This window comes from Streptomyces sp. Edi2 (assembly GCF_040253635.1).
Classification (GTDB): Bacteria; Actinomycetota; Actinomycetes; order Streptomycetales; family Streptomycetaceae; genus Streptomyces.
Window position 1 is genome coordinate 5,000,878 of record NZ_JBEJGX010000003.1, and the last position, 14,155, is coordinate 5,015,032.

At 67.3% G+C, this 14,155-nt stretch carries 11 protein-coding genes; 8 read left to right on the plus strand and 3 right to left on the minus strand.

What is annotated here, in order from left to right:
• Positions 1 to 6 precede the first annotated feature (6 nt).
• From ABR737_RS25615 to ABR737_RS25650, 8 genes are all read left to right on the plus strand, one after another.
• The gene (locus ABR737_RS25615) at positions 7 to 1,425 is read left to right on the plus strand and encodes a protoporphyrinogen/coproporphyrinogen oxidase (RefSeq protein WP_350252582.1); all 1,419 of its coding nucleotides are present in this window, start codon (positions 7 to 9) and stop codon (positions 1,423 to 1,425) included.
• Complete coding sequence (locus ABR737_RS25620) at positions 1,422 to 2,507, plus strand: hypothetical protein (protein ID WP_350252583.1); 1,086 nt, start codon at positions 1,422 to 1,424, stop codon at positions 2,505 to 2,507. Before ABR737_RS25615 ends, ABR737_RS25620 begins: the two co-directional genes overlap by 4 nt.
• 29 nt (positions 2,508 to 2,536) lie before the next feature.
• Positions 2,537 to 3,079, plus strand: coding sequence for a P-loop NTPase family protein (locus ABR737_RS25625; protein WP_350252585.1), 543 nt, complete (start codon positions 2,537 to 2,539; stop codon positions 3,077 to 3,079).
• Positions 3,064 to 4,098 carry a glycosyltransferase family 4 protein gene (locus ABR737_RS25630; RefSeq protein ID WP_350252586.1) on the plus strand — a complete coding sequence of 345 codons (1,035 nt, stop codon included), beginning with the start codon at positions 3,064 to 3,066 and terminating at the stop codon, positions 4,096 to 4,098. Before ABR737_RS25625 ends, ABR737_RS25630 begins: the two co-directional genes overlap by 16 nt.
• Positions 4,095 to 5,687 (plus strand): glycosyltransferase family protein, encoded by a 1,593-nt coding sequence (locus ABR737_RS25635; protein WP_350252588.1) that lies wholly within the window; start codon positions 4,095 to 4,097, stop codon positions 5,685 to 5,687. Before ABR737_RS25630 ends, ABR737_RS25635 begins: the two co-directional genes overlap by 4 nt.
• A gap of 38 nt (positions 5,688 to 5,725) precedes the next feature.
• A complete protein-coding gene (locus tag ABR737_RS25640) occupies positions 5,726 to 6,208 on the plus strand; it encodes an NUDIX domain-containing protein (RefSeq protein ID WP_350252590.1) in 483 nt (160 codons plus the stop codon).
• A complete protein-coding gene (locus ABR737_RS25645; protein WP_350252592.1) occupies positions 6,198 to 7,001 on the plus strand; it encodes a phosphotransferase family protein in 804 nt (267 codons plus the stop codon). Before ABR737_RS25640 ends, ABR737_RS25645 begins: the two co-directional genes overlap by 11 nt.
• Before the next feature lie 564 nt (positions 7,002 to 7,565).
• Positions 7,566 to 8,651, plus strand: a complete 1,086-nt coding sequence (locus ABR737_RS25650; RefSeq protein ID WP_350252593.1) for a hypothetical protein — start codon at positions 7,566 to 7,568, stop codon at positions 8,649 to 8,651.
• Positions 8,652 to 8,783: 132 nt separating this feature from the next.
• Here ABR737_RS25650 and ABR737_RS25655 read toward each other — a convergent pair whose 3' ends face one another.
• The 3 genes from ABR737_RS25655 to ABR737_RS25665 form a co-directional block, all read right to left on the minus strand.
• Entirely contained in the window at positions 8,784 to 10,829 is a 2,046-nt protein-coding gene (locus ABR737_RS25655; protein ID WP_350252595.1) for a hypothetical protein, read from the minus strand.
• Positions 10,830 to 11,859: 1,030 nt separating this feature from the next.
• A complete protein-coding gene (locus tag ABR737_RS25660; protein WP_350252596.1) occupies positions 11,860 to 13,311 on the minus strand; it encodes an FtsX-like permease family protein in 1,452 nt (483 codons plus the stop codon).
• 2 nt (positions 13,312 to 13,313) lie between these two features.
• Positions 13,314 to 14,093, minus strand: coding sequence for an ABC transporter ATP-binding protein (locus ABR737_RS25665; protein ID WP_350252598.1), 780 nt, complete (start codon positions 14,091 to 14,093; stop codon positions 13,314 to 13,316).
• Between the last annotated feature and the right edge of the window lie 62 nt (positions 14,094 to 14,155).

Sequence of the window (14,155 nt, forward strand, 5' to 3'; positions counted from 1 at the left end):
GAATTCATGCCCAAGTCCCGATATCCCTTACATTCCGGCCGCATCGTCATCCTCGGTGCCGGCCCCTGCGGACTGGCGTGCGCGAGCGAGCTGGACCGGCTCGGCCACCGCAACTGGACCCTGCTGGAGGCGTCGCCCACCGTCGGAGGGCTGGCGTCATCCGTGGTCGATCGTGCCGGCTTCACCTGGGACCTGGGCGGCCATGTGGTCTTCTCCCACTTTGGGGAGTTCGACCGACTCCTGGGCGAGCTCTTCGCTCCGCATGAGCTGCTGCACCACGACCGGTCGTCATACATCCGATTCCGCGACCGCTGGGTGCCCTACCCCTTCCAGCAGCACCTCCACTGCTTGCCGCAGGCCGACGCCGAAGCGTGCCTGGTGTCGCTGACCCACGCCTGCCAACAGCGCGAACAGACCCTGCCAACCGACACGGACTTCGCGACGTGGCTACAGGCCCAGTACGGAAGCGGCCTCGTCGAGCGCTTCTTCGCCCCGTACAACACCAAGGTCTGGGCGATCTCACCGGAGAAGATGAGCGCGGGCTGGGTCGCGGAGCGAGTGGCACCGGTCGACCTCGACGAGATCCTGGCAGCCTTCTACGGCGTCAAAGCCCCCGCACCGAAGTGGGGGCCGAACTCCACGTTCGCCTTCCCCTCCATCGGGGGAACTGGAGAGATCTGGCGACGACTGGGCGCCCGCCTGGGCAACCGGGTCCGCACCCGAGCCCCAGCCACGTCGATCGATCCGGGCGCCTGCCTCGTGCGACTGGAGAGCGGTGAGGCGGTGCCTTTCGACCAGGTCGTGGCAACCCTGCCCCTGGACCGGCTCGCCGCCATGACGACGACGAGCCCACCCGACGTACGGGAGGCGGCCCGCCGGCTGAAGCACACCACCGTCGCCATGGTCGGCCTCGGATACCGAGCCCCCACCCTGGACGAGCGGTCATGGTTCTACTTCCCAGAGGACGATGTGCCCTTCTACCGCGCCACCAACTTCAGCAAGTACGCGCCTGCCAACGTTTCCGGCGCCGACACCACCGCCTTCAGCTCATGGATGACGGAGATCTCCGTGATGCCCGGGACTCGGGTCAACCAGCGCGCCCTGGTGAAAGCCGCCGATGCTGCGCTGCGGCGACATCGCCTGGTTCCCGGGCTGGCCGAGCTGGCCACCGCCCATGTGGAGATGATCCCGTACGCCTACCCGATCCCCACTCTGGACCGGGACGAGGCGCTGGCGTTGACGGTGCCGTGGCTGGAAGACCAAGCGATCTACCCTCGCGGCAGGTTCGGCACCTGGCGGTACGAGATCGGCAATATGGACCACGCGGTGAAGATGGGCGTCGATATCGCCCGCCGTCTGGTCACGGGGGCCACTGAGGAGCTTCTCAGCAGCCAGGACGCGGTTCCTGCCGGGAGCCGCTCATGACCCCCACCACGACGACGTCCGTCGCCTTCGCCGGACACGTCTTCGATGTCGAGGTGGACCAGGACTTCGCCGTCGAACAGCGCACCCACCTGCACAGCTTCATCCCCGAGGCCGCTCTGGCCCCACCCTGTGGTCGGCTGACCAGCATCCGTATCCGCCACAACCGTGAGCTGTTCGCAGACCGGACAGCCCGCCTCAAGACGGTGCAAAGCCGGTGCGTCGAGCCATTCCGCGGTGAGCCGTACCTGCGGTCGCGGGTGGGTGACGTGGACTGGTGGCGCCCTCATCCCCGCTCGCACCTGCCCCAGGACCATCTCTACGCCCACGACTCCACCGGGCGCCTGCACATCGTTCTCCACCCTGATGCACATCGCGGAGAGCGCTATCTGCTGCGCATCATCCGGGAAGTCGCGATGCGGTGCGGCGAAGACCGGGGCTGGACCGCGTTCCATGCCGCCGCGGCGTCCATCGACGGAAACGGGGTGCTCATCGCCGGACCGACCACAGCCGGCAAGACCACCGTGCTCGCCGCTCTCGCCTGCCACCGCCGAGCGGACCTGGTGGCCTCCGATCGTGCGATGCTCACGCAGAACGCGGCCGACGTCATCGGTGTCCCACTGTCCATCCGCATCGCGGGAGGCACACTGTCGGCTCTGACGCCGCGCGAGGCCCTGCCACCGCACCGGGTGCTCCCTCGCACGTTCGGTACGGATCAGAAGGCGAGCTGCACCCCGCGGGATTTCGCCGCCGCCTTCGCGGCCCAGGTCCGCGAGGGTGCTCCACTGCGGCTCGTGCTTCTGCCCCGGCTTCGCGACGATGACTCCCCGCTCAGCATCCAGGGGCTGCACGGCGAAACCGCCCGTGCCGAGTTGGCCGCCGCGTGCTGCACCCCGGATGACGAGGACTGGCTCCATCCGTGGCTCGCGTGCCAGAGCCGGTCGGTGGAGGGACTGCGCGCTCAGGCCGATCAGGTACTGGACGAGTTGGCGGCGAAAGTCCCGGTGTTCAGGGTCACCGCCGGCGTGCGTACTCCCCACTTGCTGGAACGCCTCGCCGACACCATCGCCAGGAGGCTCTCGTGATACCGAAACGCATCGCCGTTGTAGGTCCCGTGGCCTCTGGAAAATCGACCATCGCCGCCGAGATCGCCGGTCACACGGGACTGCCTCACCTGGACCTCGACAACCTGTTCTGGGGAGCCGGCTGGACGCCCGTCAACGCCGTGACCTTCCAGAAGCGGGCCAGGGACACACTCAGCGCAGAGACCTGGATCGCCGACGGCAACTACGGCGGCCCTGTCGGCGAGATGCTGCTGGGCCATGCCGAGCTGGCGATCTGGCTCGACCTCCCCCTGCGCACCTGCCTGCCCCGGCTGCTCAAGCGCTCATTACGGCGAGCCGCCCGTGGCGAGGAGCTGTTCGCCGGCAACCGGGAGACCTTCCGGCATCTGCTCGCCCGTGACTCGATTCTCCTCTGGGGCCCGGCCCATCATCGCCAGCACCGCCGTCGCTGGCACCATCACCTCGGCCCCAACAAGCCCCATGAGCTGCCCGTGCTGCACCTCACCAGATCCACGGCAGTTGCACCCGCACTCCGAGCCATGAGTCTGCTGCCCGCAGCTGCGAGGGTGGTGGCACCGTGCCGCACACCGTGATCGCCTCAGCCGTCCGCGTCCCCTGGCACAGCCACCATGGGGGCTACGACCGGCTCCTTGACTACCTGCCGGAAGCCGAGCGCATCACCGCGCCACGGGGAATCACCGGCCAGAAGATCGCCACTGCCGCCCATCACTGGCTTCGCCGCCGCTGCCCCCTGCCGTTCTACCCGGCCGAACACTTCGCCACGGATGCACGTGTCCTCGCCAGACGCGGGCCTGCCCACATCCTCTACGGCGACGAGCAGTTCTGGCTCTCCCGCCACCGACCGGGCCCCACCGCCGTCACCTATCACCAGCCACCCGCACACCTGGCCTGCTTCATGCAGGCCACGAACTGGCGGCGGCTCGCCGCTCACGCAAGCCAGATCATCGCCCTCGCCCCCGACCAGTTGGCGTTCTTTGCCAGCCACCTGTCCGAGGAGCGCGTGCACCTGATCCCGCACGGCATCGACACCGTTGCCTTTACGTCGGCAGGAGTCCCGGAGCCCAGTGCCCGGCCACTGCTCCTGACCGTGGGCTGGTGGCTGCGCGATTGGGACGTCCTGGACACGGTCCACGACCAGCTCCATCGACGGCACGGCAACGACATTGAGCTCGCCGTCGTCACCCGTCAGGCCGACCGGCGCACCTGGCACCCGGCCGTGCGCGTGCTGGAAGGAATCAGCGAACTCACCCTCACCCAGCTCTACCGCCAGGCCACGGCCGTCTTCCTCCCCCTGACGGACGCAACCGCCAACAATGCCCTCCTGGAAGCCCTGGCCTGCGGAACCCCGGTAGTCGCCACCGACACCGGCGGCATCTCGTACTACACGGGCCACGGCTCGGCCGCCTTGCTCACACCGCCCGGTGACGCAGCTGCCGCCGCCGAAGCCGTCGAAACCCTCCTCGGCGAACTCGGAACCGCCGCCCACGCTGCACGACGTGCCGCAGCCCGGGAGCGCGCCGAGCTCTTCGCCTGGCCGCGCATCGCCGATCAAGTTCGCTCCGTCTACCGCCTGCTGGAGCACGAACGATGATGCTGGCCGAACTGTGGCTCCACTACGCCGTTCCCGTCCTGCTCGCGCTCCTGCTGGCCCGCGGGCTCTGGGCACTCGTCGCAGTCGAACTCTGTGCCCGTTGGCTGCTGGACAACGCACGCCGAGACCCCGTCTCGGCCGACGAGGACCGGCCCTGGCTGGTGGTCCTGCTGCCCATGCTCCGCGAACAAACCCTTGCCCCCGAGACGATCGCCGCCTTCACGGCCCTCGACTACCCACGAGAACGTGCAGTGGTCGTCGCCATCACCACCGAACGAGAAGAGAACGCCCGTCGGCGCGACCGTGGTCGCCTTCGGGCACTGGCGGACACCAGCTGCCTCACCGAGGTGCAACTGCGCGGGATGTTCCCCCGCGCCCGCTGCGGCGACGTCGCCCGGGAGGTCAATGCCGCTCCCAGAGAGAAGCGCCTCCCCCTTCTCGCCGAGCTGTACGACGCAGAGCCCACGACACACGAAACCGTCGCCTCCCTTGCCGAAGACCAGCGAGCCGTCGGACTGCGTCTGGTACACCTGCACCAACCTGATACCGGCGGGCGCAAGGCCGGACAGCTCAACCACGCGGTCGATTGCCTCGACGAGATCCTCAGCCCCCTCGGCTGGCACGACGAGCACGACGCAGATGACACCTTCTGCTGCATCTACGACGCCGACGCCACCCCGGACGTCCGTACGCTGACCGCCTTCGCCGAGACAGCTACTCGCCACAGAGCCCTCACCGGCCGGCCACCGGCCCTGATCCAACAGCAGCGCCTGCCACTGCTCGGCCGACGCCCCTTTCCGTCTGGCGCCACCGGCCTGTTCCTGGCGGGGGAATGGCTGTACCAGCTCCGCCGCTCACTCGGCATCGAACTCGCACGAGTCCGCCTGACGCACTGGCTCACCACCACCCAAGTCCCACGCCTCGTAAGGATGCTGCTGCGGCCCATGATCTACGGCGTCGGCTGTGGCATGACCGTCCACCTGCCGACCGTACGAACCCTCGGTGGCTTCCCCGAACCGATGGAGGATCTCGGCACCGGCCACCGCCTCTCCCTCCTCGGAGCCGACATCGCACCCGCCACCGTCGCCGTCCTGGATGAGCCCTATACCGAGCCACGCGGCCTGACCAACCTCCACGCCCTCGCCTTCCACACGTCAGCCCGACCGGACCGCCATGCGAAGGCCGTCGCTCACCTGCCGAGCGCTCCCACCCGCATCGGCAAGGCGCTCCTGGTACTCCGGGAATGGGCCGACGAAGCCGCCTGGGTCGCCGGCGCCCCGCTGATCGCGGCCGCAATCGTCTCCGCCTGGTGGGCCGGTCCGCTGTGGTCCGCGCTTGCCCTCACGGGTGTCCTGCTGCATGGCCCTGTCCTGACCGCCCGACTCATCGGGCTGGCCCCTGCCCTCCATGCCGCGGTCGTATCCCCAACCGGCCGCATCGCTGCTGCCCCATGCCCTACACCTGGCCGCCGAGCAGGCTTGATCGCAAGCAGCCCCGCCCAACCGTTCATCCGTCTCGTCGGCCCCTGGCGGATGATCTTCCGCCGCATCACCGGACACGCGACCACCTTCGGCAAGACTGAGCGCTGAAGCACCACCCAATCCACCTCAGGAAGTTGGACCAGCAAGTGACTGAATCCGCCACCCCCGCAATTCGCACCTCCGCCAAAGCCGTTGTCCTCCACGACGACCAGATCCTCCTCATGCGTGCCGTCTGGGAGGACCAGGAGTGCTACTTCCTCCCTGGAGGCGGCCAACACCCCGGAGAGAGTCTCGGCGACGCCGTCGCCCGCGAAGTCGACGAGGAAACCGGCCTGACCGTCACCGTCGAGCGGCTGCTGTGGCTCCGTGAATACATCGGCGCCAACCACGACCACCCCGAAAGCGAAGCCGACACCCACCGCATTGAAGCGATCTTCCTGTGCACCCCCACCAGCGATCCCGGCCAGCTCGGCGGCCATGCCCAGGACGAGGTGCAGACCGGCCTGGAATGGGTACCGCTGGGCAAAGTCCCTGCCCTCAACCTGCTGCCACGGGCCATCCGCCAGCCAATCGCCTCCCTCCCGGAGGCGCCTAAGCCCCCCGGCACCTACCTCGGCGATGTCGCCTGACAGCGCTATGGACGGTATCGACGGCCGCGTCCCACCCAGCGCCCGCGAGATCACCACCGGCCAGGCCAACCGCGTCTGGTCGGTGGAAGGACCGACGCCGTACATCCTCAAGCACTACGGCGACCCGAGCCGTGCTGCCAATGAAGCCGCCGCTCTCCGGCTCCTGACCAGCCACCGTGCCCCATGCCCACAGCTGCTCGCCGCGTCCAGCGGCAGCAGCACCCCTCCATGGACCGCACAGGCCGCACTACACGCGAAGCCTGTGCCCATCGACCGGTTCCTGGCAGACCTCGCCGAACCGCTGGCCGCCATCCACCGCATCCCCGGCACACACTTCGGCCGCCTCGTCGGCGCTCGTCAACACCACAGCTGGACCGACTACCTCCACGATCGCCTGCGCACGTACGCGGCTGCTACCCCAGCCCTACGCGCCGTGGCCCGACACCTCCACCAAGTAGTCGACGCCAGCGATAACGCGATCCAGCCAGTGCTGCTCCATCACGACCTGCAGCCGAGCCACCTCCTGCGCGAACCCGCTGGCCCCCCACTGCTCATCGACTGGGAGCTGGCTATTTTCGGGGACCATCGGTCCGATCTCGCTCGCCTCGCCGTACGCCTCGACCTCGACGACCCCACACCCGTGCTCGCTCTTGTCAGCCGGCCCGACGCCACAGCCGAAGGCCGACTCCATCTGTACTGGCGCATCCACCTGCTCGCCGACGCTGCGCTGAGCACGGACCGCGCCGTATGGGAACGGGCAGCCGGGAGGTTACTTGGATTGAGCGTCACGTAGCTGCTGGCGACTGCCGAGCCTCTAGTGCTGCTGGTGAACTCTGGGGCGATGAGCTACAAGAGCAGATCACTGGCGGGCGCCCGGGGGCAGGTCGCGGGGAACGGCTTCGCAACGGGACCAACTCGGGGAGACGGACACGGTCTCAACCCCTGCGGATCTTCGCTATGAAGTGGGTGGACTCGCGGAAGCGAGTGTGTGCCTCGGGGCGGTCGTTTGTGAAGGGCACTTCACCCCGATCCGTACTGCAGGCCGCATCTCCCATGGTCAAGACACCGGACCTTAGCCTCTTGGCACGCCCGCTCTGCAATCCCCAGGCTCGCGTCCCGTACAGCGTCTCCCCCTCGCGCTGTCAGTGGCGGGGAATACGGTTTCGGTACGAGCGTTCGATCTGCGGGGGAGGGCTACATGGCGACAGAACGAAAGTGCCCTGAGTGCAGGGTCAGGGACAGTGCCAATCGGATGGGGAAGCCTGGCAGATGTTTCGACTGTGTTGACAATCGATACCGGCAACTTGGCTGGAACCCCAGTGAGCCGTACGTCTCCCCGGAGCAGGCGCGTCAGTGCGTGTGCATCGAATGTGGTCAGCCCGATCTGATCACCTACGCCGAGATCCGCAGCAAGAACAGCCGCTACTGCGCCTGGTGCTCGTGCCGTCAGATGTACGAACACGGCCTTGTGAGCGAGCCTTCGAAGTGGGACATCACAGTAGAGCAAGCGGTGCAGATCGTCCTGGGGAACGACTTCCTCGCCCGTGGCCCGGCGGGTGAGGTGTTGGATGTCGTTGGGCTCACTTGTCAGATGGAGCACGTGTGGTCGCTTGTCGCAGTGGAGTGCATTGTGTGCGGCACGCCCACCAGGCGGAGCGTATCCATGAGTCTGAGCAGCCGTAGCGAGCCCCGATTTAGTCGGTGTTCGCACTGCTTCGCGCTGCCCCTGGCCCCATGGCAAGACGAGTTCTTTGAGGCTCACGGGCTCGTGCGTGACCACGACGGGTATGCCCGTCTCGGTGAGCGAGTTGCAGCCCGTTGCATGGACTGCGGGACTGAGCGCAGGATCTCGATCTCCGAACTCAAGAGCGGTGTTGCTCCTTGCCTCAACTGCGCTGAAGCAACCGATCCGGATGCCGTACACATCGTCTACGTGATGCGCTTTCCAGGATTCAGTGCCCGCAAGGTTGGCATCACCAGCACCGAAGTGCGGCACGACAGGATTGCCTCTCACCTGGCACAGGGCGGGATTCTGCTTGATCAGCATGAGGTACCGAACAGGGAAGCCGCCCGGACGGTGGAGGACTTCGTACTGCGTGCCGTGCGGGACTTTCCGAGCGGCTGCACAGCCCGGGATTTCCCTCAGGGAGGCTTCACGGAGACGTGGAGTGATGACGGCCCCGACATAGATCTCGGCAACGTCATCGGGAAGCTAACCGCGAAAGCGGCACCTGGCTTCGATCGGCTGAGGAAGCTCACAGCCTACTTCGAGAGCGAGCCGGCGACCATCGAGGAACTGGTTGAATTCCGGCATATCGAGACCATTGAGGTCGATGGGGCCGAGGTGCACCAGCTCGGTTTCAGCGAGCCCTTGGAACAGGTCCTGCGTAAGATTCGAGCCCGCAGGGCAGCGCGAGCTGCTGAAGCGACCGAAGCCGAGTAAGGGTGCGGTGCCTGCAGATGCGGCGCAGACGAGTTCGTCATCGTCGGCGGCCGTGATGGCGGGTTCGACGCGTTACGGGCACGGAGCTTGGCCGAGATGGCGTGCGGTGGTCTGGACTGCGAGCGCCCAGCCTCAGACCGCAGAGTCGTCAAATCTTGTGATCCATGGCAGGCGAGCTGGCGCATGCCTCCGCAGGGTCCGATCCGCCGGCACGAACCCGTGGACGAGTTCGAAGGGGGGAGCGCTCTTCAAACGGTGGCAGTCTCCAGCGAGAACTTCGGCGAAAGCAAGCAACTTGCGACGGGCTGGGCCCTCAAGCTGGTGAGCTGCGACCTTGGCGCCGTCGCTGATCAGCTTCGTGGTGTTGAGCAACTCGTTCTTGGCAGCTGGATCACCGTGTGCGAGGGCAGGCGACAAGCGGTCCCGTTCTCCGACTACGTGGGCGGCAGCCAAGCAGAGAACGGTTGAAGCTGCTGCCTCGGAGGGCTCTCCCGCGTTGGTCATGGCATTTGCCAGCAGAGGGAGAGCAGAGGAGGGGAGGGGATCGACTATCTCCCCGAGGGATTCCTCGACTTGGAGCCCTGCATCTGTTCCCATACGGTCCACGCACAGCGGTGGCTGGTCAGAAGAGGTCTGACGTAGTTCCCAGCGCTCTACGCTGGGGTCCGCTACAGCGGCCCTGAGAATGGCGCGGCATGCCTCTCTCAGTGTCTCAATGGAGATGTCGGGCACGTCCAACTGCACGAGATTGCCCTGGCGTCGGATGTCCAGCACCGGGAATCTGGCTTCTCCAGCTGCCTGGAGTATGGAGAGGTCTCGGCCGACGTAGTTCGAGTCTTCCGCACCCCAAATGATGAGTGGTGCGTTCTGCGCGTACGCCACGGCGACTCCGTGCTCGAACCCGTGGCAGATGGTGCGAGCGCGGATTGCTGCGTCCAGTACCTGCTCCAGATCGGCTGGGTGTCCGCCTAGGAGGAGCGTGCTGTTGACGGGGTCCCAGCGGAAGTCCTCGTGGGCGTTCGCGTTGCGCCATTCGGGGCGGATTGTCGAAGCCAGGAGCTGGCACAGCGGATGACCGTCTTCAGCTGCCAGCAGGTCCCGTACGGTCGCGAGTGAGGCCCCTTGCGGAGCCGCCCTGCCCAGCAGTTCCAAGACCACAATGGCCGTGCGCTTGACATCACTTTCCAGCACAGCCCGGTGCAGGTCCATGACCGCACGTGCCCTCTCTTCCTGGTGCTCCGCACGGTTGTAGGCATCGTGGTAGGCGATCTGTCCGCGATGGGAGGACAGCATCTCTGGCTCACGATCGACGTGCCGTGCCATCACCGAACATGTCCGTTCCGGTTCTGACTTCAGATGGGACGCCACCAGATCACGTGCCAGGAGGGCGGCGCGGTGGGCCACCAAGGGACGGTCGGACAGCGCAAGGACGGCGAGGTGATGGAGCAGTTTCACCGTCAGCGGTAGCGAGTCATCGATCAGATGCCTCATGCTCTGGCGTAGCCGACGATCGAGTGTTTTTGGGGCCTTTGCCCAAGCGGCCAGCAAACGGGCCCGTGACGCCACACCCGAGCCGGGACTCAGTTGCTCGGCCGATACCCCCAGCGATCGCTGATAGACGTCCTCGTCGGGAAGGCTGGCGTGATCAGTACTGGCGGCAGCCTCCAGAGCCTGTCCAGTTGCTTGGGCACCGAGAGAATGCCTCCGTACTGCAGACCAAGCGGACTCCGCCCATCCCTCCTCCAGACAGGCGAACAGTGCTTGGGCCTCGCTCCGATTCGCTCGCGCCAGGTCAGCCGCCAACCGTCGCTCGACCGCGCTGGTGCGGGACGGACTGAACCGGGAGACCTCATCTGCCACAGTGCCCAAGGCGACTACCGACGCGCGGAGCCGCCCCAACAATTCTGGAAGCTGTTTCCCGACGCTCCGGCCAGAAGCGGTTCGCAGGCGCAGGATCTCGGCAACTATCTCGTCGGTCTCCCGCTGAAGCCTCGGCAGGTCAGCGTCCCTCAACACTGACTTCCACTGCGCGCGGGTCACCGCCACGAAGGCAACATCCTGCTGTCCCGTGGTCTGCTCAGGAGGCGCGGAGAGACTCAGTTTTCGGATCACTGCTTGCGCAGCGGCACATGACTCTCGCTCGACCGTGCCCAGTTGGTCGGGAAGAGATACGTCCACCGGCACAGGATGACACCGGCGCCCTGCCTGAAGCCTGTTGTTTTCCTCGCGCCCATTTATGCCCGCACATGTCGACGATGCTGGAACCTGGTGCGGGGCCGCCGACCGTGCTGGTCAGGTCCACGGTCTGCGTGCGCGATGCGTGAGCGGATGGCATGGCACAGGCCGCCACGGGATGGACTGCTCATCGAGCTGTACGCCGCTGATCAGGCGAAATCGAACCGCTGAGCATAGTTCGGCACCCCCCGTCACGATCCCGCACCCCCTCGTAATGCGTAGGTCTCGGGTTCGAATCCCGAAGGCGGCTCCGTAAAAAGGCCAGGTCAGATTCCGTCTGACCTGGCCTTTTGTGCTGGGCTTCTGGTGGGGCCTCGGGTTGGGGTCCGGCGTTGGGGCCTGGGGGGTGTGAGGGGGTGCCTGAAGCCAGGTGTTCCGCTGTCCTGGGCCCCAGTCTTCAGGCCTCTCTGAACTGCGGAAATGTGGTTGAAGGGTTTCGCCGGTTTCCTGCTGATGCCGAATCTCTGGCTCAGGTGACCAGGTGACCAGGTCACCAGGTGACGCCGAGCAGATGGTGGCCCTGGTGGGACGTCGATGCCCTGAACTGTGCGGTGACCAGGTCCGCAACGTCGCAGTGTGAACTCCGCCGTTGAGGTGCGTGGCCACCAAGTGGCACGTGTTGATGCGAGCTGACCGGGGCCGCCCGTCCCACCCGGCGTGCCAGGCCTGACCAACCTGGTGAGACGCGCAACCAGGCCCCGGCACGCCTGGTGGGACGGGCGCGTGTCTGCTGCGCGAAAGCGGTCCTGATGTCCACTTCGACGTCACGGAGGTGCCGGGGACGTCGGCACGGAGAGGTACGCCTACGGCACGGCGGTGGTGATCGCCCCGAAGCAGTGATGCCTGGCGCGGTTGGGCAGCAGGACGATCACACGCGTCACACGCTGCTCAGCCGTGCCGCATGGCGCTGGTCGGAATCGCACTCCCAAGGTGGAACCCCTTCTCATTCTCGCGGGCAGTGCCCCGGAGAGCCTCACTCGGAGCGGGCCACCTGCGAGGGGTGTACGCGCATGACGAGCAGTCCGGGGACGATGACTCCCAGCAGCCCCAGGCCGGCGCAGCCGAGGGCCACCTGTGCCAATACGCCCCACGGCAGGAGGGTCAGTAGATCCGCCGTCGGCAGGGCCAGTCGTGTGGCGAGCCCGGCGAGGGACACGGCCACCACTACGGCTGCGGCGCTGAGCCCGCTGAGCACGACGACCGCGGACTCCCAGCCGAGCATGCGCAGCAGCTGGCCGCGCGTGCTTCCGGTGAGCCGCAGGACCGCGAACTCCTGCCGGCGTCGTCGCGTTGCGAGCAGCAAGGTGTTCAGTATGCCGATTCCGGAGAACGCAATGAGGGGGACCATCAGGATGCGCAGGCCCACAGCATTGCGCTCTTGCCGCTTGTCGGCTCGCGCATGCTGCAGCCGCGTTTCTTTGACGGCAGGTTCCTTCGCTGTGGTCAGGGCTGCCGGCCCTGTGCTCCGGCTCGGCACCGACACCACATTCGGCCTGGAATCCATCTCCTGCGACACGGAGTTGCCGCACAGCAGCATCGCGCTGAGGCCTGCTGCGATGAGCACCGGGCCGGCCATGGCGGCCACGCGGCGTGTGGCCGCTGCACTGTTCGCCGCCGCCAGCGTGCCTGTGTAACGGGAGAACAACCGCCCGGGTACGGCGCTCAGCGCGGCGATGGGGCGCACGAGGAGCGGGATGAGCAGCCATATGGACAGGATCAGCAGCAGGCACAGCGCCATGGCGCCGTTGATCGCCTCGTGCGGGCCGTTCCGGCGCCCGTACCAGTCCCAGGACGCCCAGGCGAGCCCGATCACGACGAGCGCGCCGATGGCGCGCCCGGTCGGCATCGCGCGCCGCTCCACCTCGGCCTCGCGCAGGGCGGCGATCGGCGAGATCCGCATCGGGCCGTTCGTTGCGGCCCACGCGGCCAGTACGGCGATGCCCGTTGTACACAACACGCCTGCGGTGAAGCCCGGCAGGGACAGGCCACCTGAGGGACCGGGCTCCAAAATGTCGTTGCGGATGAGCCAGGACAGCGCGGGTCCGGCCGCGGCCAGGCCGATGCCCGCGCCTGCCGTAGCTCCGCCGAGAGAGATCACCAAGGCCTCGCCCACGATCTCCAGCCGCAGTTGCCGGGACGTGGCCCCGATGGTCCGCAGGGCCCCGATCTCACGGCGGCGCTGCTGCACCACCAGGGACATCGTGTTGACGACCAGCAGCCAGGCGGTCAGCCCGGACGTGCCGCCCACAAGGCCCAGCAACGACCCGGCCGACTTCTCGGCACCGCTGTCGGCGCTCACTTGGTGCACCCGGTCCAGTACCGTCGTCAGAGTGGTGACCAGCGCCGAACTCATCACTACCACCACGAGCACTCCGGCGTACTGCCACAGCCGGGTGCGCAGGGAACCCATCAGGAGGGAGAACACCGTCAGACCTCCAGAGCGGCCATGCGAGCCGCGATGGTCTCGGCGGTGACCTCGGCTCCGGTGAGGCGGTCCACGAGCCGGCCGTCGGCGAGTACCAGCACCTCGTCCGCCCAGGCAGCCGCCTGCGGGTCGTGCGTCACCATGACCACGGTGGTGCCCCGGGCGTCGACCGCTTTCCGCAGCAGGTTGAGCACTTCACGGCCCGAGGCCCGGTCCAGGGCGCCGGTCGGCTCGTCCGCGAAGACCACCTCAGGGTGGGTGACCAGCGCCCGGGCCAAGGCGGCGCGCTGCTGCTGACCGCCCGATAACTCGGCCGGTCTGCGATGGTGCTTGTCCAACAAGCTCACATCGGCGAGGAGTTCCTCCAGTTGGTGCGGTTCCGGCCGGCGGCCCGCCAGCCGCAGCGGCAGCGCCACGTTGGCGGCGACGGTCAGAGCAGGGACCAGGTGGAAGTCCTGGAAGACGAACCCGATGCGGTCCCGCCGCAGTAGCGTCAACTGCCGCTCGGAGAGCCCGGCGAGCTCCTGCCCGGCCAGCGTCACCGAGCCGGAGGACGGCCGCTCCAGGCCCGCTGCACAGTGCAGCAGCGTGGACTTCCCGGAGCCCGACGGGCCCATCACGGCCGTGAAAGAGCCGCCGGGGATGGTGTGGTTGATGCCGTGCAGGGCGGTGACCGTGTGCCGGCCCCGTCCGTGCGCTTTCTGCAGGGACCGCAGGGCGACGGCGGGATTCCTGCCGGGCCCGTGCTTGTGGACGGCGTGGGGCGGCTGCATTGTCTTCATGGGTCGAGTCAAGCTTTCCCGGGGCACGATGTCGGTGGAGCGAGCTGGACGGCCGGGGTAGA